This is a genomic window from Marinimicrobium agarilyticum DSM 16975, assembly GCF_000423345.1.
GTDB lineage: Bacteria > Pseudomonadota > Gammaproteobacteria > Pseudomonadales > Cellvibrionaceae > Marinimicrobium > Marinimicrobium agarilyticum.
The window spans coordinates 211255-230965 of the sequence record NZ_AUHU01000005.1 but is presented as its reverse complement, the minus strand read 5'-3'; the positions used below and the strand labels follow the sequence as shown (position 1 = coordinate 230965).

22 protein-coding genes and 1 tRNA gene are annotated in these 19711 nt (G+C 58.0%); 8 read left to right on the top strand and 15 right to left on the bottom strand.

The window, feature by feature from the left end:
* The first annotated feature begins 5 nt into the window (after nucleotides 1–5).
* The 7 genes from G547_RS0106260 (at nucleotide 6) to G547_RS0106230 (ending at nucleotide 5888) form a co-directional block, all read left to right on the top strand.
* Nucleotides 6–227, top strand: a complete 222-nt coding sequence (locus tag G547_RS0106260) for a hypothetical protein (protein ID WP_027329108.1) — start codon at nucleotides 6–8, stop codon at nucleotides 225–227.
* 28 nt (nucleotides 228–255) lie between these two features.
* Entirely contained in the window at nucleotides 256–504 is a 249-nt protein-coding gene (locus G547_RS20380; RefSeq protein ID WP_036187401.1) for a hypothetical protein, read from the top strand.
* A gap of 558 nt (nucleotides 505–1062) precedes the next feature.
* Nucleotides 1063–2010, top strand: a complete 948-nt coding sequence (locus tag G547_RS0106250) for a hypothetical protein (RefSeq protein WP_027329106.1) — start codon at nucleotides 1063–1065, stop codon at nucleotides 2008–2010.
* A gap of 2 nt (nucleotides 2011–2012) precedes the next feature.
* On the top strand, nucleotides 2013–2333 hold the full coding sequence (locus G547_RS20375; protein WP_051234931.1) for a DUF2523 family protein: 321 nt from the start codon (nucleotides 2013–2015) through the stop codon (nucleotides 2331–2333).
* Nucleotides 2330–3556, top strand: a complete 1227-nt coding sequence (locus G547_RS0106240) for a zonular occludens toxin family protein (protein ID WP_027329105.1) — start codon at nucleotides 2330–2332, stop codon at nucleotides 3554–3556. The genes G547_RS20375 and G547_RS0106240 overlap by 4 nt, the downstream gene beginning before the upstream one ends.
* 68 nt (nucleotides 3557–3624) lie before the next feature.
* Complete coding sequence (locus G547_RS0106235) at nucleotides 3625–4893, top strand: hypothetical protein (protein ID WP_027329104.1); 1269 nt, start codon at nucleotides 3625–3627, stop codon at nucleotides 4891–4893.
* Nucleotides 4893–5888 (top strand): phage integrase, encoded by a 996-nt coding sequence (locus G547_RS0106230; protein ID WP_027329103.1) that lies wholly within the window; start codon nucleotides 4893–4895, stop codon nucleotides 5886–5888. Before G547_RS0106235 ends, G547_RS0106230 begins: the two co-directional genes overlap by 1 nt.
* Nucleotides 5889–5978: 90 nt before the next feature.
* On the opposite strand, the gene G547_RS0106225 is transcribed toward G547_RS0106230, so the two are convergent.
* From G547_RS0106225 to thrS, 9 genes are all read right to left on the bottom strand, one after another.
* Nucleotides 5979–6055: transfer RNA gene (locus tag G547_RS0106225), tRNA-Pro, on the bottom strand.
* An 89-nt stretch (nucleotides 6056–6144) separates the two neighbouring features.
* The gene (locus G547_RS0106220) at nucleotides 6145–6504 is read right to left on the bottom strand and encodes a MerR family transcriptional regulator (protein WP_024459888.1); all 360 of its coding nucleotides are present in this window, start codon (nucleotides 6502–6504) and stop codon (nucleotides 6145–6147) included.
* The gene (gene ihfA, locus G547_RS0106215) at nucleotides 6485–6793 is read right to left on the bottom strand and encodes an integration host factor subunit alpha (RefSeq protein WP_027329102.1); all 309 of its coding nucleotides are present in this window, start codon (nucleotides 6791–6793) and stop codon (nucleotides 6485–6487) included. The genes G547_RS0106220 and ihfA overlap by 20 nt, the downstream gene beginning before the upstream one ends.
* A gap of 11 nt (nucleotides 6794–6804) precedes the next feature.
* Nucleotides 6805–9186: a phenylalanine--tRNA ligase subunit beta gene (pheT, locus tag G547_RS0106210; protein ID WP_027329101.1), complete on the bottom strand. Its 2382-nt coding sequence runs from the start codon at nucleotides 9184–9186 to the stop codon at nucleotides 6805–6807.
* A gap of 10 nt (nucleotides 9187–9196) precedes the next feature.
* Nucleotides 9197–10210, bottom strand: coding sequence for a phenylalanine--tRNA ligase subunit alpha (gene pheS / locus G547_RS0106205; RefSeq protein ID WP_027329100.1), 1014 nt, complete (start codon nucleotides 10208–10210; stop codon nucleotides 9197–9199).
* A gap of 120 nt (nucleotides 10211–10330) precedes the next feature.
* The gene (gene rplT, locus G547_RS0106200) at nucleotides 10331–10690 is read right to left on the bottom strand and encodes a 50S ribosomal protein L20 (protein WP_027329099.1); all 360 of its coding nucleotides are present in this window, start codon (nucleotides 10688–10690) and stop codon (nucleotides 10331–10333) included.
* 34 nt (nucleotides 10691–10724) lie between these two features.
* On the bottom strand, nucleotides 10725–10922 hold the full coding sequence (gene rpmI, locus G547_RS0106195) for a 50S ribosomal protein L35 (RefSeq protein ID WP_027329098.1): 198 nt from the start codon (nucleotides 10920–10922) through the stop codon (nucleotides 10725–10727).
* 61 nt (nucleotides 10923–10983) lie between these two features.
* Entirely contained in the window at nucleotides 10984–11523 is a 540-nt protein-coding gene (gene infC, locus G547_RS0106190; RefSeq protein ID WP_084645728.1) for a translation initiation factor IF-3, read from the bottom strand.
* A 75-nt stretch (nucleotides 11524–11598) separates the two neighbouring features.
* Nucleotides 11599–13548, bottom strand: a complete 1950-nt coding sequence (gene thrS / locus G547_RS0106185; protein ID WP_027329096.1) for a threonine--tRNA ligase — start codon at nucleotides 13546–13548, stop codon at nucleotides 11599–11601.
* 122 nt (nucleotides 13549–13670) lie between these two features.
* On the opposite strand from thrS, the gene G547_RS0106180 reads away from it, so the two are divergent.
* Nucleotides 13671–14132, top strand: a complete 462-nt coding sequence (locus tag G547_RS0106180) for an EVE domain-containing protein (RefSeq protein ID WP_027329095.1) — start codon at nucleotides 13671–13673, stop codon at nucleotides 14130–14132.
* A 216-nt stretch (nucleotides 14133–14348) separates the two neighbouring features.
* Here G547_RS0106180 and G547_RS0106175 read toward each other — a convergent pair whose 3' ends face one another.
* The 6 genes from G547_RS0106175 to G547_RS0106150 form a co-directional block, all read right to left on the bottom strand.
* Nucleotides 14349–15761 (bottom strand): family 43 glycosylhydrolase, encoded by a 1413-nt coding sequence (locus G547_RS0106175; RefSeq protein ID WP_036187396.1) that lies wholly within the window; start codon nucleotides 15759–15761, stop codon nucleotides 14349–14351.
* A gap of 221 nt (nucleotides 15762–15982) precedes the next feature.
* On the bottom strand, nucleotides 15983–16336 hold the full coding sequence (locus G547_RS0106170) for an FHA domain-containing protein (protein WP_027329093.1): 354 nt from the start codon (nucleotides 16334–16336) through the stop codon (nucleotides 15983–15985).
* 112 nt (nucleotides 16337–16448) lie between these two features.
* Nucleotides 16449–18128: a serine/threonine-protein kinase gene (locus G547_RS0106165; protein WP_027329092.1), complete on the bottom strand. Its 1680-nt coding sequence runs from the start codon at nucleotides 18126–18128 to the stop codon at nucleotides 16449–16451.
* 8 nt (nucleotides 18129–18136) lie between these two features.
* Nucleotides 18137–18499, bottom strand: a complete 363-nt coding sequence (locus G547_RS0106160; protein ID WP_027329091.1) for an FHA domain-containing protein — start codon at nucleotides 18497–18499, stop codon at nucleotides 18137–18139.
* Nucleotides 18500–18636: 137 nt separating this feature from the next.
* Nucleotides 18637–19164 carry a hypothetical protein gene (locus G547_RS0106155; protein WP_027329090.1) on the bottom strand — a complete coding sequence of 176 codons (528 nt, stop codon included), beginning with the start codon at nucleotides 19162–19164 and terminating at the stop codon, nucleotides 18637–18639.
* 76 nt (nucleotides 19165–19240) lie between these two features.
* Nucleotides 19241–19564 carry a hypothetical protein gene (locus tag G547_RS0106150; RefSeq protein ID WP_027329089.1) on the bottom strand — a complete coding sequence of 108 codons (324 nt, stop codon included), beginning with the start codon at nucleotides 19562–19564 and terminating at the stop codon, nucleotides 19241–19243.
* Between the last annotated feature and the right edge of the window lie 147 nt (nucleotides 19565–19711).

Here is a 19711-nt window from a genome sequence, read left to right as displayed (position 1 = left end):
GAACCATGACCGCGCCACTGATCTGCACCGGGGAAGTCACGATGGTGGATACCACCACCGTCACCTGTGCGGGTGAGTGGCAGGTCTACGAATCCGACCTTCTGGAGTTCGCCCACCTTCTGACCTTCGACCTCCAGATGTTCGGTGTCTTGCTGAGCGCCTGCGCGGTGGTGTTCATCATCGGACATTCCGCCGGCAGAACCGCAAAGCTCATGAACCGCGTGTAAACGCAAACCAACCAAGAGGAAAGACCTTATGAAATCCAACGCATTGAAAAAAGTCGCCCACTTCGCCAAGTCCACCCCCGGAAAAATCGCCTCGGTCGGCACTATGACGGTGTTCTCCGCCATGGCCTCCGCCCAGGAAGCCGGGGCCAATGAACAGGCCGTGACTGATGCCATCGACGGCGGCACCAGCCTTGTTCAGCTGGCCGTCGGCGGTGTAATTGCCATTGCCGCTGTTGTCATGGGCGTGGCCATCGTGACCCGCCTGATCGGCCGTTAAGGCTGACTCGGTCATGTTAGTGACCGTGATCATTGCGGCGGTGTTTTGGCTGTCTTTCATCTACGGCTTCTACACCGGCCGCATCAGTTGAACCACGCCCCTGCGGGGGCGTTTTTGTCGGTGGCGCCTATGCAACTCCCCAGATCGAAAGCAGACGTGAAACGACATCAGTTCATTTGTCGGTGTATCTACATTCCCCTGGCCGTTTTCCTGTTCTATATGTATTTCGCGACGGATGTGTACGCTCAAAGCAACACGACTGACGCCTCTTCTCATGTTATTTGCTGTGACGGCGATGCGCCAATTGTCCCCGACGGTCATATCCTCGCTGAGTCTCAGAATAAACCGGCCGTAGAAGGGTCCTCTTCCGGTCGTGTCTATTACTTGACCTGTCCTTCTGAGTTAGACGGTCAGCCTTTCTCTCATCTTGGTAATACCTATAACTATTCCGGTGGCACCGGCGATGGATACATAGCAGGCGGCACCTGTTATTACGAACCGCCGTCTTGTCCTCCCCCTAAGATTGGGACTCCCCCCACCTGTGAATGTCCTCCCGGCATGATGGAACCGGCCAACGGCTTCGGCAAAGACAGCCTCGAGTGCACCGATATTGTCGAGGACCCCACCGAGTGCGCCGACTCCCCGGTTTTTGATACCGCTGTGAGTGTCGAAGGCCAGTATATGTGCGGCGCGGCGGGGGATGAATGCGCCAGCGGCTTTGACCCCGGCACCGCCTACAACGCCGACACAGACACCACCGTGAACACCTGTAACGACGGCTGGACCGGTGACGACGACTCGTCCAGCAGTGACCAGTCCTCCAGCGACAGCAACTCTTCCACCGGGGGCGATGATAACGACGATGGCAACGGGGATGGCGATAGCAGCGACGGGGATGATGCCAACAACTCCAGCTCGTCCAGTTCCTCCAGTGGCAACGGCCAAGAATGCCCCGATGGCTGGGTTCAGCAAGGCACCGTGAACGGGGAAGTGATCTGTCGGGCCGAATGCCCCGACGGCCAAGCCTACGGCTCCGTGAACGGCGTCTTTGGCTGCTACTCCGATGAACTGATCGACGAATGCGACCCCGAGACCCAAGAGTGTGACGGGGAAGTCTCGGGCGGTGAAGACTGCGGTTCGCCCCCGGTCTGCCCCGACAGCTCCGCTGAGTGCGCCATGATCAAACAACAGTGGCTCCAACGCTGCCCCGCTACCGGCCTGGAAGAGTTCGAGGGCATCGAGCACGAACTCGACATGGACCAAAAAATACAGGAAGCCCTGGACGAGTACGAACAGCGTTTCAACCAAATCAAGGGCGACTTTCAAGACACCATCGGCGCGCACCTGGGCGGCGGTGAGGCCGGTATTCCCTCCAACAAGCACACCGTTCACGGCCAAGAAATCGAAATCGGCATTGCCGCCCGAGGTGACTTCTTCGACATGATCCGCAACCTCGTTTACTTCGGCTGCCTGCTGTACGCCTTTTACATCATCATGAGGGCCTAACCGTGGAAAGCATCATCGACGTTCTGAACATGGCCATTGAGGCCGTTGAAAACTCCGGGGACCAGTTCGACAGCTGGGCCGACCGCGCCACCCTCTGGTCATTGGTCGCCTACCTGGAAATCAAACTGACCATGCTTGAGTTCGCGTACTCCATCGCCAGCGGCCTGCTGGAATCCCTCGGCATCTCTGAGTACCTGGAAAACGCCTGGAATGCCCTTGACGGCACCATCCTCTCGGTCTTTACCTACCTGAGAATACCGGAGGGCCTGAACGCGATCCTGTCCGCCGCTGTGACCCGCTTTGTTATGGACCTGATGCCATGACCGCCGTCATCCACCACGGTCCCCCCGGCTCGTTTAAGTCCTTCTCCATCGTTCAGCGCGTGATGATTCCCGCGCTGATCGAAGGCCGGGAATTGGTCACCAACATACGCGGCTTCAACGATATCGACCGGATCGCCGAGGTGATGAAAGTCGATATCCCGGACACGGCCAAAATCCACCAAGTGCACGCCGACAGTGAAGAAGGCTTCGACCACATCGCCAAGTTCTTCCACTGGGCGCCTGCCGGGGCGCTCATCGTCATCGACGAAGGCCAGCGCGCCTACCCAACGCGCCTCAGAAGCTTCTCCCAGTTCGATCAAGCCGACGATATCCCCTTGACCTACTCGGACGGGACCGTCTTAACCGACGCCGAAACCGGCGAGCCCATGAACCGCCCGGCCACCGTCGAAAACGCGTTTGATCAACACCGGCATTGCAACTGGGACATTTACATTTGCACTCCCAACATCGCCAAGGTGCATAAGGAAATCCGGGGCGTTGTTGAGTGGGCATTCAGACACCGGGACATGACCGGCCTTTTACCCTGGAACAAAAAACCGAGATGGCGGGAGTTCAAACATGACGCAGAAGCCAACGGCAAATCCGTTAGTCACTACTTCGGCACCCCGAAGACTTACAAGGTCAACCCCCAGGTCTTCGAGTGCTACCAATCCACGAAAACCGGAAAAGCAAAATCCTCTAACGAAAATATCTCTGTACTGCGAGATCGCAAGCTACAACTGGCAATCGTCCTGGTCATCGGGGCGCTTGTCTGGATGGCGACGCAAGTATCGACGGTACTGGCGAAGTTCACAGAAGACCCTCGGGAAAGCCTTACGCAAAACCTTGAAATGGATCGGGCGGGGCCTGATACGCCTCACAGCAATGATTCTGTGCATGGTGCTGGTAAGCCTCGCGGTCAAAGGTCTTATCCGGCTCACGCTCCTTTAAGCGGCTACCGGCTGTACTGGGTGGGCTCCATCAATGACCGCCTCCTGTTCCACGCCTACGAGACAGAGACCCAATACATCACCCTCACCGATGAAGACCTAAAAGCCATGGGCTATGAACTCGACCCCCGTCAACATGCCTTTGTTCGCATCCATTACGGACAAACACAACAGGTCGTCCATGAACAACCGCGTCCGAAACCGGCGCCGCCGGAGGACGAAGTATCGAGGATCGACGGCGGCGCCGGGTTCGGCGCGGAGACGTCCCTGTAGCACGTCTTATAAACCAATAATAAGCATCTCGTTACACCACATAACACCACATTAGGAGAAAACGAAAAATGGCCAAACCCCAGCATTTACCCCGTCATAATCTCGAATTGGCACCCGATGCCAAAGGCCGTCTCTTTTTCGACAAAAACCAGTTTTGCGACCTCTCAGAAGTCAATATCCTGCACTCTGGTGTGGACACCGTCCGCCAGCTCTACCGGGGTTATCTGAAAACCGACCTCATGGAACGACTGGAAGACTATAGCGGCTTCATGATGCTAGGGGGCTATGAGTGGGTAGCGGGGAGAATCGGTCGGGACTCCGGCTATCAGTACAAGCTCCAAAATGCCGATCTGGGCCTAATCCTGCTGATCAAGAACTTTAACGTCAAAATCGACAACAACGGACCACACCTCAAGATTGAAGCGTCGCCCCACCTGATCGACGAACACACCCCCTATGAACTGCAAGGGATCATGAACGATCTGGCCAACGAAGTCTTAGACGATTTCGACTTCAATCAATCTGCGGTCCACATTGCCGTTGACGTGCAAGGCTGGGAACCCCCTTCCGATATCGTGGCCCGTATGCACTGCCGGTCGAATCACGTCCGCCAGTTCGATTCCATGGACAGTATTGAATTTGCCAGCCACTCGGCCACCTACAACCGGGGCCAGTCCTACCTGTTCGGCACCGCCTCCGGTGTCCAGCTCGCCATCTACAACAAATCCATCCAGGCCAAAGCCGTTGATAAGCTCGACTACTGGGAAAGCGTCTGGAAGCGTCAAGACAACCCCTTTGAAGACGCCCCGTATAACTACGATCCAGAAAAACCGGTCTGGCGCATTGAGCTGCGCTATCACCACTCCGTCGTCCAGCAGTTCTCAGAAGGGACCACCATGGCAGGCCAACCGGTCGTGTTTAAGTCCTACGCGGGCCTAGCACCCCATCTGGACGGCCTTTGGAAGTACGGCCTGGACTCCTTCAAGTTTCTCCACCGCCCCGGCTTCTTCCACCCGTTCTGGACCCTGCTAGCCCAGGACGTGAAAGTTCAGACACAGGTGAAATCCCTGCTCGAAAAAACCGACTACAAGCGCTATTACAAAACCAGTACGGGGTTTTCGGGAAAAAACATCGAGCTGCTGTTAGGTAACGCGATCAGCTTAGCAGCACGGGAACGACTGACGATCGCACAGCTATTAAATGCGCTCCAGACGCTCCCATTCTGGCCAACGATAAAGAACTTCTACCAGGACAAAGGCATGTCTCAGGGCGAGTTCTACCACCACATTGAGAAACTGCTCAAAGAGCGTTATCTAAGATGGGGGAAAGCAATCTAATGGCAATACGAAAACAAAAAAACGGAACCTGGATGGCTGACGTTCGTCTTGATGCGATCACCCGGTTTAGGAAGTGCTTTAAAACAAGAGCAGAAGCCACCCGCTTTGAAGCCCACGTTAGGGCCAAACATGCTGAGGGGTCAGTAGCTGACTGGAACCCCACCAAAGACGACAAACGACGGCTATCTGAACTGATTGATGTTTGGTTTATGCAACATGGCGCCCACTTGGCTGACCCGAAAGACCGACGTAATACCCTGCTTCGTATGTGCCAAACGATGAAGAACCCGGTAGCGAAACGACTGACCGCCAATACCTATTTGCGATACCGTCACCAGCGCTTTCAAAACGGCATTTCAGCCAAAACGCTGAATAATGAACTTGGCTATCTCAACGCCATGTATTCATATCTGTATAAAACCGATCAGGTCGCCTACCCTCCCCCGTTGGCCAAGGTTCAACCAATCAAGCTCAAAGAGCGTGAGCTGTCGTTCCTAACCCTGGATCAGTGCCAAGAGCTGCTGGAGCGTTGCAAAGCCGCCGGAAGTCGAAGCGTCTACATGCTGGTGCGTATTTGCCTTGAGACCGGTTGTCGCTGGAATGAAGCCCAATCCCTGCGCCTCACCCAGATCGGGACACGTCGGATCACCTTCACCGATACGAAATCCGGCAAAAACCGCACTGTCCCCATCAGTGAAGAGCTTGAGCAGGATATCAGGGACTACACTCCCACCGGCCAAGGGCGATTGTTTGCCAGAGCCGACAAAGCCTTCTATGCCATCCTGAAAAAATGCTCCTTCAAACTGCCCAAAGGGCAAGCCGCTCATGTGCTCAGGCATACCTACGCGAGCCATTTCATGATGAACGGTGGGGACATTTTGAGCTTACAACGGATACTCGGCCACAGCAGCGTGACACTCACAATGCGGTATTCGCACCTAGCACCGGAGCACCTGCAAGAGGCGGTTCAATACCGTCCAAAACTCAAGAAATAACGGAGGGGCAAAAAAGGGGCAAATTAAGGGGCTGAAACGAAAAAGCCCCTGAAAATCACTAGGAAATTCAAGGGCTTAGACAGAGGTATTTGGTCGGAACGGCAGGATTTGAACCTGCGACCCCTACACCCCCAGTGTAGTGCGCTACCAAACTGCGCTACGCTCCGATTTTGGTCACTGTGAGCGGTGCCATGTGGGCTGTCCGTCACAGGGATGGGCATGATACCTCAAAATCTGGTTTTTGCAAGTGTCTGATTTAACGGGTTTTGAGCACTTCCAGGACTTCTTCCAGCTCGGCGATCATCTGGCCGACGAGTTGGCTGAATTGGCTGGCGTCCTGCTGGGCTGTCTCCCCTTCCATCTGCTGGCGGGCGCCGCCGATGGTGAAGCCCTGGTCGTACAGCAGGGCCCGGATCTGGCGGATGGTGAGCACGTCCTGGCGCTGATAGTAACGACGATTGCCCCGGCGCTTGACCGGTTTGAGCTGGGGGAATTCTTGCTCCCAATAGCGCAGCACGTGCGGCTTTACGGCGCACAGCTCGCTCACCTCTCCGATGGTGAAATAGCGCTTGCCGGGGATGACCGGCAGTTCGTCGTTATGGCTTGGTTCCAGCATAGGCTTCCACTTTTGCCTTTAATTTTTGTCCTGGTCTGAAAGTGACCACCCGTCGGGCACTGATAGGAATTTCTTCCCCGGTCTTGGGATTACGCCCCGGCCGCTGGCTTTTATCTCGCAGGTCAAAGTTGCCGAAACCGGACAGCTTCACCTGCTCGTTGCTTTCCAGCGAGCGTCGGATTTCCTCAAAAAACAGCTCTACGAGCTCTTTGGCCTCACGTTTATTGAGGCCAAGCTCGGTGTGCAATTTTTCGGCTAGATCGGCTTTTGTAAGAGCCCCGCCCGACATAGTTCTTATCCCTATCTGAGGGTGGCACTAAACTCCTCCTCAAGGCGCTTGACAACCCGCTCGATGGAGGCGTTGATCTCTTCTTCGTTAAGAGTGCGGGAAGGATCTTGAAAGGTCAAGCCCAGCGCCACACTTTTTCGTTGCGGATCAATACCTTTGCCCATGTAGAGGTCAAAGACCTTTAAGTCCCGAAGCTGCTCTCCGGCGTTGTTTTTGACGCAATCGAGCAGGCTTTGAGCGGCCACGCCCCGGTCCACCAGCAGGGCCAGATCGCGCCGTACCGAGGGGAAACGGGACAGCGGCTCGAACACCGGCTTGCGGGCCGACTTGAGCGCCGAGAGCGCCACCTCGAATACAAAGACATCGCCGGGGATGTCCAGTTCCCGCTGAAGCTGCGGGTGGAGGGTCCCCAGCACACCCACTTCTTCCTCACCCCGATAGAAAGCGGCGCACTGGCCGGGGTGCAGGGCCGGATGGGCACCGGGCTGGACCCGGAACTCGTCGGCGGCGCCGGTCAGGGCCAGTACGGCCTCCAGGTCGCCTTTGAGGTCGTAGAAGTCGACTTTGTCCTTGCCGTTGGCCCAGGACTCGGGCTGGCGCGGGCCGTAGATCAGGCCGGCGAGCATGGGCTGCTGGCTCAGCTTGCCGTCTTTGCCCGGCACGAAGCGCTGACCACTCTCAAACAGGCGCACACGCTCCTGCTGGCGGTTGAGGTTGTGTTGCAGCGTGCTGACCAGGCCGGGTAGCAAGGTGGGCCGCATGACGCTCATATCCGCACTGATGGGGTTGCGCAGCGGCACCGGCTCCACGTCCGGGGCGAACAGCTTGCTGAGTTTGGGCTCGATGAAGCTGTAGGTGATGGCTTCCTGATAGTCCCGCGCGACCAGTTCCCGGCGGATGCGTTCGATCGACAGGCGCCCTTCCGAGCGGGCCGGTATGGGCAGCGCGGCGGACAGACTGCGGGTCGGCAGGTTGTTGTAGCCGTAAATGCGGGCCAGTTCTTCCAACAGATCCGCTTCGATTTCCAGGTCAAAGCGGTAGCTGGGGATGGCGAAGGTCCAGCTGGCGTCGCTCTGGTCGGTCAGCTCCAGGCCGAGACCCGTCAGAATGGCTTCCACTTCTTCCGCTGGCAGCTCCAGACCCAGGCCGCTCGCCACGCGCTCGCGGCGCAGGGTGACGGTACGGGCATCCGGCAGGTGCTTCTCATCCCAGGCTTTGACCAAGGGGCCGGGCTCGCCGCCGACAATGGTCAGCAACAGCTCGGTGGCGCGCTCCATGGCCAGTTCCTGTAGCTGGTAGTCCACGCCCCGCTCGAAGCGGTGCGAGGAATCGGTGTGCAGGCCATAACTGCGAGCCTTGCCGGCGATGGTGATCGGGTTGAAGAATGCGCTTTCCAGGAAGATGTCCCGGGTCTCGGGGCCGACGGCGCTGTCTTTTCCGCCCATGACGCCTGCCATGGCCAGCGGCTTGTCCTGATCGGCGATGACCAGGGTGCCCTCGGTGAGGGTGACTTCCTGGTCGTCCAGCAGGACGAGCTTTTCCCCGGCGTTGGCCAGGCGCACGTCGATGCCCCCGCTCAAGCGGTTCAGGTCAAAGGCGTGCATGGGCTGGCCCAGTTCAAGCAGCACGTAGTTGGTGACATCCACCACGGCGTCAATGCTGCGCAGGCCCGCACGGCGCAGCTTTTCCTGCAACCAGAGAGGGCTGGGCTGGCTGATGTCGATACCGCGAACCACCCGGCCCACGTAACGGCTGCAACCCTCGGGCGCACTCAGGGTTACTGGAAAGGTGTCGTCGATCAGCGGCTTGACCGGCACAATGTCCGGTTCGGTGACCGCCACGCGGTTGAGCACGCCCACTTCCCGGGCGATGCCCTTGATGCTCAGGCAGTCACTGCGGTTGGGGGTCAGGTCTACGTCAATGATCTGGTCATTGAGGCTCAGGTACTCGCGCAGGTCGGTGCCCGTGGGGGCATCGGCGGGCAGCTCCCAGAGGCCGTCGTCGTCATCGCCGGCTTCCAGTTCGGTCTGGGCACAGAGCATGCCGAAAGATTCCACACCGCGAAGCTTGGCTTTTTTGATCTTGAAGTCGCCGGGAAGCTTCGCGCCTACCGTGGCAAACGGCACCTTGATACCGACCCGGGTATTGGGTGCGCCGCAGACGACCTGCTTGAGTTCATCGCCCTCGCCCGCCACTTGGCACACGCGCAGCTTGTCCGCGTCCGGGTGTTGTTCGACCGAGACGATCTCACCGACGACCACGCCGCTAAAGGCGCCCGCCACCGGCTCGATGGCGTCCACTTCCAGGCCCGCCATGGTGATCTGTGCGGCCAGTTCATCGGTGGCGATGGCCGGGTTTACCCACTCGCGCAACCAGGATTCACTTACTTTCATAATCGGACTCTTAAAACTGTTTCAGGAAACGCAGGTCGTTTTCGAAGAACAGGCGCAGGTCGTTGACGCCGTAGCGGAGCATGGCCATACGCTCAACGCCAATGCCAAAAGCAAAGCCGCTGTAGACTTCCGGGTCTACGCCGGAGGCCTTAAGCACGTTCGGGTGCACCATGCCGCAGCCGAGAATTTCGATCCAGCCAGACTGTTTGCACACCCGGCAGCCTTTGCCTTCGCAGTGGGTACAGCCGATGTCCACTTCCGCCGAGGGTTCGGTAAACGGGAAGTAGGAAGGCCGGAAGCGCACGGGCACGTCGGCTTCAAAGAAGGCTTTGAGAAATTCGTCCATGGTGCCTTTCAGGTCGGCAAAGCTGATGCCTTTGTCCACCACCAGGCCTTCGATCTGGTGGAACATGGGTGTGTGGGTCAGATCCGAATCACACCGGTAAACCCGCCCCGGGCAGATAATGCGAATGGGCGGCTTCTGATTTTCCATGGTGCGCACCTGGACCGGCGAGGTATGGGTGCGCAATACGTGGCTGTCGTCCACGTAGAAGGTGTCGTGCATTGCCCGCGCGGGGTGATGCGACGGAATATTGAGCGCTTCGAAGTTGTGGTAATCGTCTTCGATTTCCGGGCCTTCTTCCACCGTGTAGCCCACGGCGGCGAAGATGGCTTCAATCCGCTCGAGCGTGCGGGTCACCGGGTGGAGGCCACCGGTCTGGTTGGCGCGCCCCGGCAAGGTCACATCCAGGGTTTCGGCCGCAAGCTGGGCGTTAATGGCGGCTTTTTCCAGCTCGGCCTTGCGCGCATTGAGTGCGTCCTGGACCTGGTTCTTGGCTTCGTTAATCTTGGCACCGGCCGCGGGCCGCTCTTCGGCAGAGAGCTGACCCAGGCTTTTCATCTGGGCACTGATACTGCCTTTCTTGCCCAGATACTCGACCCGGACTTTATCCAGGCTGGCCAGGTCGTCGGCTTCTTGTACCTGCTTGAGCGCCGCTTCGGTCAGCGCGTTAAGATTTTCCATCAGTCAAACCCAAAAAGTTGTTCACGGTCGTCTAAAAATAAAAAAAAGGAGGGACTGCTATCAGCCCCTCCTTTTATCGCGCTCATTCAGACACGTTACCGTGTCAGACGTTGTTGACGATTAAGCAGCCAGAGCTGATTTAGCCTGTGCAACAACGGCCGCAAAAGCGGCTTTGTCGTGAACGGCCAGATCGGCCAGTACGCGACGGTCGAGAACGATGTTGGCTTTTTTCAAGCCAGCGATCAGTTTGCTGTAAGTCATACCTTCAGCACGAGACTGGGCGTTAATACGCGCGATCCACAGCTGACGGAAGTTACGCTTCTTATTGCGACGGTCGCGATAAGCGTACTGACCGGCCTTGATAACCGCTTGCTTGGCTACGCGGAATACCCGGGACCGGGCGCCGTAATAACCTTTTGCAGCCTTAAGAACTTTCTTGTGACGACGGCGTGCTTCCACACCACGTTTTACTCGAGCCATTATTTACTCCTCAAAAATTTCCGGTTGCAACCGATCAGTTGGAACGCAACATGCGCTTGACGGCCGGGACATCAGCAGCGTTCAGAACGCTGGTGCCACGCAGCTGACGCTTACGCTTGGTGGTCATTTTGGTGAGGATGTGGCTTTTGAAAGCGTGCTTGTGCTTAAAACCAGCCGCGGTCTTCTTGAAGCGCTTGGCGGCGCCACTGTGTACTTTAGCTTTTGTTGCCATGGGATTAAAACTCCGCATTCATAGGTAAATAAACAGTAACTCAGGCAGCTAAAAAGCCCAGCTACTTCTTCTTTTTCGGGGCGATCACCATGGTGAGCTGCCGGCCTTCCATCTTCGGCTTCTGCTCAACGGTGCCCAGCTCAATCAGATCCTCTTCGATGCGATGCATAACATCCATCCCGAGTTCCTGGTGAGCCATTTCCCGGCCGCGGAACCGTAGGGTTACCTTGGCCTTGTCCCCGTTTTCAAGGAAACGCACGAGGTTGCGTAGTTTGACCTCGTAGTCACCCTCCTCCGTCCCTGGACGGAATTTCATTTCTTTGATCTGCTGCTGCTTCTGTTTCTTCTTGGCAGCGGCTTTGGTCTTCTTGATCTCAAACAGGTGCTTGCCGTAGTCCATCACCTTACAGACGATGGGATCGCTATCGGAGGCGATTTCCACCAAATCCAGATCCGCGGATTGCGCCGCTTCCAGGGCCTCCGACAGAGGCACGATCCCGATTTGGTCACCGTTGGGGCCGATCAGGCGTACCTCACTGGCTTCGATCTGATCATTAATCCGAGCTTTTTTGGACTTGCCTTTAGGCGCTGGTCGTTTGATAGCTGTTGTCTCCTGTTTGTTGAAAATCTGAGCTGGCCCGTCCGAATCACGTTGGGAAGGGCCTGTGCCCTACTCTTACTGGGATTCTTCCGACTGCGACTTCGCCTCTACTCGCCCACGCTGGGCCACATCTGCGGCCAGGTGTTCAGCGAAGTCGTCCAGACTCATTACCCCCAGATCTCGGCCATCGCGCGTGCGCACGGCGACGTTGCCGGATTCCATCTCCTTGTCACCAATGACAAGCAAGTACGGAATACGCTGAAGGGTGTGCTCGCGGATTTTAAAGCCGATCTTCTCGTTTCTCAAGTCCGAAATGGCCCTAAACCCTTTATCTCGCAAGGTTTTTTCGACTTTTTGCGTATATTCGGCCTGATTGTCCGTGATATTCATCACAACCGCCTGCTCGGGAGCGAGCCAGGGCGGGAAGATTCCCTCGTAATGTTCGATCAAAATGCCGATAAATCGTTCAAATGAGCCCAAAATGGCCCGGTGAAGCATCACCGGCACCTTGCGGGAGCCGTCTTCGGACACATATTGGGCGTCCAGCCGGCCCGGCATGGAGAAATCCACCTGAATGGTGCCCAGCTGCCAGACCCGGCCAATACAGTCTTTCAGAGAGAATTCGATCTTGGGCCCGTAGAAGGCGCCCTCGCCCGGGAGTTCTTCCCAGTCCAGTTTTTTGGCGTTCAGGGCATCGGCAAGCGCCTTTTCGGCCTTGTCCCAGCTCTCGTCACTCCCCACTCGCTCTGCCGGGCGGGTGGACAGGCGATAGATGATCTCGTCGAAGCCGAAATCCCGGTAGACCTCGTGCAGGAAGTCGATAAAGTCGGACACTTCCGGCTGGATCTGCTCCTCGGCGCAGAAAACGTGGGCGTCATCCTGGGTAAAGCCGCGCACCCGCATGATGCCGTGCAGGGAGCCGGAGGGCTCATTGCGGTGGCAGGAGCCGAACTCGGCCAGGCGCAGGGGCAGGTCCCGGTAGCTTTTCAGGCCCTGGTTGAACACCTGCACGTGGCAGGGGCAGTTCATGGGCTTGACCGCGAAGTCCCGCTCTTCGGACTTGAGGGTAAACATACCGTCGCCGAACTTGTCCGCATGGCCGGATTTCTGCCACAGGGTCATATCCACGATCTGGGGGGTGCGGATTTCCTGGTACCCGTGCCGGTTCTGCTGGTAGCGCATGTAGTCTTCCAGCGTTTTGTAGATGGTCCAGCCCTTGGGGTGCCAGAAGACCATACCCGGCGCCTCTTCCTGGGTATGGAAGAAGTTGTGTTTCTTCGCCAGCTTGCGGTGATCCCGCTTTTCGGCCTCTTCCAGGCGGTGCAGGTGGGCCTTCAGTTCTTTCTTGTCGTTCCAGGCGGTGCCGTAGATGCGCTGCAGCTGCTTGTTGCTGGCATCCCCGCGCCAGTAGGCACCGGATACCCGCATCAGCTTGAAGTGGCGCATGACCCGCGTGTTGGGCACATGGGGGCCGCGACACATGTCGACGTATTCTTCGTGGTGGTACAGGCCGACTTTTTCCTCGCCCGCCTTTTTGATGTCATCGATCAGTTCGACTTTGTAGTCTTCCCCACGCTGGGCGAAGGTGTCGCGGGCGACATCGACCGGCGTCATCTCTTTTTTGACGTCGTAGTCTTTTTTGATCAGCTCCTGAATGCGCTTCTCGATGGCTTCCAGGTCTTCGGTGGTGATCGGGTGCGGCGCGTCGATATCGTAGTAGAAACCGTCTTCAATCACGGGGCCGATGGCCATTTTGGCCTCGGGGAACAGCTGCTTGACGGCGTGGCCCACCAGGTGCGCAAAGGAGTGGCGGATGACTTCCAGCCCTTCCGGGTCGCGACCGGTGATGAGGGTCACCTCGGCATCGTCTTCAATAACTTCGCAGGCGTCGACCAGCCGGCCATTGATGCGGCCACAGACAGTGGCCTTGGCCAGGCCGGGGCCGATGTCTTCGGCCACCTGCATGAGGCTGACCGGTTGGGAGAATTCGCGTTTGGAACCGTCGGGCAGTGTGATAACAGGCATGGTGTATCCTTTATCAGTGGTGACCCCTACCAAAGGCCACGTGAGTTTGGCTCCGGCGTCTCAGGATAGAGGGGGCGCCGGGACTGCGTTTAACGGGCGATTATAAAGAGGTATTGAGCAGCATGGCAAATTACTGGCTGTTTAAGTCGGAACCGGATGTGTATGGAATTGCGGATTTGAGGGCTGAGGCGAAGGGTTTTGGCCGTTGGGACGGTATCCGCAATTATCAGGCGCGCAATTTTCTGCGGGATGAGGTGGCTGTGGGGGATGGGGTGTTGGTGTATCACAGTCAGACGAAGGTGCCCGGGGTAGCGGGGACGGCGCGGGTGGTGAAGGCGGCGTATGCGGATCCGGGGCAGTTTGATCCTGAAAGCGATTATTTTGATCCGAAGGCGACTCGTGATAAGCCTCGGTGGTTTTGTGTGGATGTGGCGTTTGAGTCGGAGTTTGAGTCGGTGGTGCCGTTGAAGGTGATTAAGGAGCAGGAGCCGTTGAGTGAGATGGTGCTGTTAAAGCAGGGGCGGTTGTCGGTTCAGCCGGTCACCCCGAATGAGTGGAAGTACATTTTGAAGTTGGGGTCTTGAGGGATGGTAGTGGTTGGGGAGTCCGGCCGGGAGAGGGGGCAATCCCTTTCAAGACACGCCGTAAACCCATCCCTGGGGGCTCGAATCGCGGGTCCCCCGCTCCACGGTCTTGAAAGGGATTGCCCCCTCTCCCGGCCTGAGTGCCACACAACAATCATGCGTAGGTCACGGTAAGCGCGAAGCGCGCCACCTGACACAAACGCCACAAACGTTGAATTACTCCGTCGGGTTGACCTGAAACGTCGCTGCATCGCGCTGGGCTGCGGTGCTCGGGTTACCCAGGGTCAATTCGCCGTTTTTCACCATCAGGTAGTGGTCTTTGTTGTCGATGGAGCGGAACGAGGACCAGTTGCTGTCAGCCAGGCCGCTGACTTTTTCGAAGGTGGCGTTGCGGGCGAAGGCGTCGGTGCCGTCGTGTTCGACGATGGCGACGTCGCCGTCTTGCGCGACCAGGTAGTAGCCCATGCGGGTTTCCGGCTGGAAGGAGACATTGTTGCCGCCCTGCTCTACCAGGGGTTTGACGTGCCACTTGAAGTGCCAGTGTTCGTTGGCGTTAAGCTCGGTGACGGTAACGTCTTCGTCATCGCCGTAACGAACGTAGTCATCCACGTCGGCATGGCTTTGCAGGGCCTGGGCGACGTGGGTGATGCCGGAGGCGGTCGGGGTGATTTTCTGGATGGTGCCGTTGGCGTTGTATTCCAGGAACTCCATGGAGACGGAACGACGGAAGTTACCCCCGGTGGGCAGCGCGGCGGTGTGGTAGATGAAGTAGTCGTCACCTTCATACTCCAGAATGGCCTGGTGGCTGGTGCCGCTGTCTTCGAGCACCTCCATCAGTTTGCCTTGGTATTCCCAGGGGCCGGTGGGGCTGTCGCTCATGGCGTAGGCCAGTTCTTCCGGGTAGTTCATGGCGAAGGTGAGATAGTATTTGCCGTTCTTTTCGTGCACCCAGGGAGCTTCGGTGAAAGTACCGGGCATATTCTGGATCTCGACTTTGTGCACCTCGCCGTCGAACTCGATCATGTTGTCTTTGAGTTTGGCGTAGTAAAGGTGGGAGTTGCCCCAGTAAAGGTAGGCCTGGCCGTCATGGTCGACAAACACGCTCGGGTCGATATCGTCCCAGCTGTGGTTGTGCTCAAGCATGTGCGGGGCCGGCTCGGTCTCGTTGGGGTCGATCAGCGGTTTGCCCAGGGCGTCTTCCCAGCCGGTGACCGGGTTGTCGGAGACCGCCACGCCCAGAGTGTAGCCACCCATGCCTTCGCCGTCTTCGGGGACGGGCATACGCACGGTGGTGTACCAATAGAATTTGCCATCGTGCTCAATGGCCTGCGAGGCCCAGGCGGAGTCGTGTTCGGCCCAGTCGAAGATGGTGCGCGGCACGGCGCCTTCGAGGGTCCAGTTGTCCAGGTCGGTGGAGGAATAGATGTTCCACTCTTTCAAGACGAAGAAGTCGCCTTCTTCGGTGGCTTCGTCGTGGCCGACGTAGAGGTAAACTTTGCCATCATGCACGAGCGCGGCGGGGTCGGCGCTGAAGCGTTCTTCAATGATCGGGTTATCGGCCTGAGCTCCGGCGGCACAGGTCAGGCCGACCAGAGTCGCGCCCAGTGTGCGCTTGAAGGAAGTGGGCATTGCTGTTCTCCTGCTTGAATTGTTATGAAATCGCTTGTATTGGGATTATCATAATACAATTAGAGATGGAGAATCCAGACTTGATGGGCGTTGAGCGCTTTCCGGCCGGGGTGGGATAGACCACTCGAGACCGTGGAGCGGGGGACCCGCGATTCGAGCCCCCATGGATGGGTTTACGGCGTGTCTCGAGTGGTCTATCCCACCCCGGCCCACCACCGCGCTCAACTGGAGACCATATGACGTGTCTGTTCCAGGTCCCTTTCCTCGTTATCGACGAATTTGAATTGGTTCCATGCGAGGCGGATTTTGTCGCCGTCGTGGAGTTTGTGTCGTTTCGCCAGGCGTTGGTCGTTGACGAAGGTGCCGTTGGTGCTGCCGAGGTCTTCGAGGAAGTATTCCCGGTATTGGGGGAAGTCCGGATTAGGTTTGGCGGAGAGGCGGGCGTGTTTGGCGCTGACGGCGCTGTCGTCAATCAGTACGTCGCACTCGGGGTGGCGGCCGAGTGTTAATTCGCCGCGGGCCAGTTCGAATTTGTGGACGGCAACATCATCTACGAGTTGGATTAGCCAGGCCATTTTTGGTTACCTTTTTGAATTGTGTTCGTTGTCTGTATTCATTGTTGGGGGTTGAAAATCATTAAAATGGTAGGTGGCGCTTCGCTTACCTACCCTACATCCCTTCTGGCACCTAGAACTCTTTTTCCAGTGCCGACTTCAGCGCTTTCGCGAGTTCGCCGGCGTTTGCATAACGTTTTTGTGGGTCTTTCTGTAGTGTTTTGTTCACAATCCGGGTGGCGCTTCGCGGCAGATCCTTGCGCGCTTCCCTCAAGGGTCGGTGGCGACTCTGCACGATCTGGTAACTCAGTTCTGCAATGGTGTCGCCGCGAAACGGCAGTTCACCGGTCAGCAACTGATAGAGCGTAACCCCCAGGCTGAAAATATCACTGGAGGGCCCGACCCGCACGCCCTTCAGCTGCTCCGGTGACATGTACAAGGGGCTGCCCATGATCTCACCGGTCTGGGTGCGCGCGCTGTTTGCCACGCGGGCAATCCCGAAATCTGTGACCACCACCCGCCCCTCACGGGGGGCGTAGAGAATGTTGCCCGGTTTGATGTCCCGGTGCACCACTTCCTGTTTGTGGGCATAGGCCAACGCATCGGCCACTTTTGCCATCAGCTCGTAAACCCGTTTCGGGGTGAGGAGTCGCCCTTTGGCCGAGTGGCGGCTCAAGGGCTCGCCGCCGATGTAGTCCATCGCGATAAAGGCCAGGTCGCCCTCCTCGCCCACATCGTAAACCGTCACGATGTTGGGGTGGCGAAGGCGCCCCGCCGCCTCGGCCTCCCGGAAGAAGCGGGCCTTGACGCTGTCCCGCTCGCTCGCCTCGACAGGCGCCACGTTCAGGGTTTTGACCGCCAGTTGGCGGGCGATATGCGGGTCCCGGCCCAGGTACACGACGCCCATGGCGCCGCGCCCCAGTTCGCGCTCGATTTCATAGCGCCCGAGTTTCTTGGGAACGGCGAGTTCTTCCAGGGGCTGCGTCTGGGCCAGGGGCTGGGAGCCGCTCTGCTCCCGACGCAACCGCAACGCTTCCAGACGTTTTTGCACATCGCGATAACCCGACTGGCGTTGGCTGATTTCCCGGTAGTAAACCTGGGCTTCGGCCCAGCGGTGGCGGCGTTCGTGTTCACGGGCATAATGGTAGAGCTGATCCAGCAGCGAGTCCGAGGTCGGGCAACGCTTGAGGGCCTCCAACGCTTTCAACCAATAGCCGTTCTGAAAGCGTTCCGCTCCCAGTTGGCGCCAGAGAAAGTGGGTTTGGCGATACCAGCGCCGTTGCGCCCAGTGCGCGCCCGCCAACAACAAACCCGCCCAAAGATACTGCAGCGCCAACCCCATCGGTAGCCAGTAGCCCCGGCTGATTTGCGCCCCCAACTGCGCCGCCACCAGGGCCACGGTCAGCAGCACCGTGGTCAAGATTGCCGCCGTGCGGCCAATGCCCGGCACCAGCCACAGCAGGTACAACGCAAACATCACGGTCAACGCGGAAAAGCCGGGGTAAAACCACCAGGGGGTGTGATAGCCGTTGGTGGCATTGAGAGTCGTCGCGAAGCGGGTCTTCTGACGTTCGGCCCAGTGCCCTGTCACCTGCGGCCAGAACGGCTGCCAACCCACCGCAGGAATCTGGGCGGATTCGTCATAGCGAACCCGCGCCGGGGTCAGGCTCACGGCGACCTGGAACAGCGACTGGTCCAGCCAGAACAGGGGCGTTGCCTGCGGCGGCGCAAACGCCAGCCAGACGCCCAGCACCAGGATCAGGGTGCGCAGGCTGAACCAATCGGCGAGTCGTTCCGTGAGCGTGGAATTCATGAAGTCGGTTATTTTTCAGCGGTGTAGTAGACACCGGGAATCCAGCTTTTCTTGATTTTCAGCGTGCGCTGAAGGTCATCAGAGATCTGCTCGGTGAACTGCAAGTCGTGCGTACCAATGCGTACGGTGTCGTCCGCTGACAGCTGCACCTCAGGCAGGCGCTGGCCATTGACCCAGACGCCGTTGGTGCTACCCAGGTCACGGATGCGGTGCCCGGACCGGGTGGATTCGATCACGGCGTGGTGACCGCTCACGGTGGGATCATCGACAACCAGGTGGTTATCAGGGCTGCGCCCGATGGTCAGCGTCTCGTTGGATAGCTCATAGAAGCCAATGCTGGCGCCGTTGAGCTGGTGGTGAATGTACGGCATAGGGCCCCCTTCTGTGCCGGTCGAGCCGGAGAGCGTAGCACAGCTGGGCGGTCAAGGGTGTGACGCCTTTCTCCTCTTGCGGATTCGAAACCGGCTCGTCGGCCTGAATCGGTAAAACAAGGAGGAAACAGGGGCCACTAAAGGCCCCGCAGTTGAGCCAGGGAGATTTCACCCTGATTAAAACGCTGTGCCACCTCTCGTGCCAATCGCTTTTTCTGGGAGGCGCTCAGTCGCTGAAAGTCCTGGTCGTTACCCATGGCCTGGAGCAACGGCTCGCCCGATGAGGCGTAGGCATATATGCGCTGTTCGACGGAGCGGTACAGCGCTTTCTGCTCGGTCGTCGAAGTCGTTGTTTCAGCTAGCTGAGCCACCTTGCCCGGAGCCGCCGGGTGTTGGGCAGCAATGGACTGAATGGATTCATCAATGGTGGCCTTCAGCTCCGGCAGCAGCGTGGAGACGTCGCGACAGTCCCCCCCCGACGCAAACGTTTGCTGAAACGAGGCTCGGCCCAACGTTTCCTCAATTGAGTGCAGCAACTGATTGTTCTGTTTCGCCACGGCGGTGGCGCCATGGCTTCTCGGACGTTCACTGTCGGCATCCAGCCAGAAACCTGAGGCAACCCCGATGCATAACGCGGCGATGGGTAAAAGCGCTTTTGAGTGCATAAGTTCATCCTCCTGCATTCGTCGCGAAGGCAAGGCGCTTTGCGCATTCAACCCAAAGCGCCTGCCTCACGGTCAACTAATCACTGCCGGCAACCAATTGCAGCTGTTGAACCCGCCCCGTGTCACTACAGGTCAAGGTCACATCGGCAACCTGAATGGCGGCGGTGGCCGCCGCGCCCATCAGCGCGGCACCAAAGACCGTTGTCGCGTCCACGGTGCAAAGCACGGAGGCACCGCCCCCATCCCCCGCGGCGCCGACCGATATCAGGGAAAATCCGGGGGTTTCCGATATCGACCACAGGGTCACAGGACCAGTCGCGGTTTGCGCCGCATAGGCCGGCACGGAAAGAGCAAACAGTGTCGCTGAGACGGTAACGAGTTTTAACATCAAGCGTTTCATAACGTCTTAACCTCCTACTAAAACATGATTGAAATATCATTCAGATCGTAGCGCGGTTACTTCCAATCGGCGATTGAACCGCTGAGGTCAGTGCAACAAACTTACCGGCGTGCGGCTAATGGCTTTTTGTTATTCCGGACCATAGGA

Bases quoted from the DNA above. Each gene is read 5' to 3' on its own strand.
- G547_RS0106180 (WP_027329095.1), top strand. From the start codon at position 13,671: ATGGCAAATTACTGGCTGTTTAAGTCGGAACCGGATGTGTATGGAATT.
- rplT (WP_027329099.1), bottom strand. From the start codon at position 10,690: ATGGCTCGAGTAAAACGTGGTGTGGAAGCACGCCGTCGTCACAAGAAA.
- thrS (WP_027329096.1), bottom strand. From the start codon at position 13,548: ATGCCTGTTATCACACTGCCCGACGGTTCCAAACGCGAATTCTCCCAA.
- G547_RS0106235 (WP_027329104.1), top strand. From the start codon at position 3,625: ATGGCCAAACCCCAGCATTTACCCCGTCATAATCTCGAATTGGCACCC.
- G547_RS0106240 (WP_027329105.1), top strand. From the start codon at position 2,330: ATGACCGCCGTCATCCACCACGGTCCCCCCGGCTCGTTTAAGTCCTTC.
- ihfA (WP_027329102.1), bottom strand. From the start codon at position 6,793: ATGTCGGGCGGGGCTCTTACAAAAGCCGATCTAGCCGAAAAATTGCAC.
- G547_RS0106250 (WP_027329106.1), top strand. From the start codon at position 1,063: ATGATGGAACCGGCCAACGGCTTCGGCAAAGACAGCCTCGAGTGCACC.
- G547_RS0106170 (WP_027329093.1), bottom strand. From the start codon at position 16,336: ATGGCCTGGCTAATCCAACTCGTAGATGATGTTGCCGTCCACAAATTC.
- pheS (WP_027329100.1), bottom strand. From the start codon at position 10,210: ATGGAAAATCTTAACGCGCTGACCGAAGCGGCGCTCAAGCAGGTACAA.
- G547_RS0106160 (WP_027329091.1), bottom strand. From the start codon at position 18,499: ATGCCGTACATTCACCACCAGCTCAACGGCGCCAGCATTGGCTTCTAT.
- G547_RS20380 (WP_036187401.1), top strand. From the start codon at position 256: ATGAAATCCAACGCATTGAAAAAAGTCGCCCACTTCGCCAAGTCCACC.
- G547_RS0106175 (WP_036187396.1), bottom strand. From the start codon at position 15,761: ATGCCCACTTCCTTCAAGCGCACACTGGGCGCGACTCTGGTCGGCCTG.
- G547_RS0106220 (WP_024459888.1), bottom strand. From the start codon at position 6,504: ATGCTGGAACCAAGCCATAACGACGAACTGCCGGTCATCCCCGGCAAG.
- G547_RS0106230 (WP_027329103.1), top strand. From the start codon at position 4,893: ATGGCAATACGAAAACAAAAAAACGGAACCTGGATGGCTGACGTTCGT.
- G547_RS0106165 (WP_027329092.1), bottom strand. From the start codon at position 18,128: ATGAATTCCACGCTCACGGAACGACTCGCCGATTGGTTCAGCCTGCGC.
- G547_RS0106155 (WP_027329090.1), bottom strand. From the start codon at position 19,164: ATGCACTCAAAAGCGCTTTTACCCATCGCCGCGTTATGCATCGGGGTT.
- G547_RS0106150 (WP_027329089.1), bottom strand. From the start codon at position 19,564: ATGAAACGCTTGATGTTAAAACTCGTTACCGTCTCAGCGACACTGTTT.
- pheT (WP_027329101.1), bottom strand. From the start codon at position 9,186: ATGAAAGTAAGTGAATCCTGGTTGCGCGAGTGGGTAAACCCGGCCATC.
- G547_RS0106260 (WP_027329108.1), top strand. From the start codon at position 6: ATGACCGCGCCACTGATCTGCACCGGGGAAGTCACGATGGTGGATACC.
- rpmI (WP_027329098.1), bottom strand. From the start codon at position 10,922: ATGGCAACAAAAGCTAAAGTACACAGTGGCGCCGCCAAGCGCTTCAAG.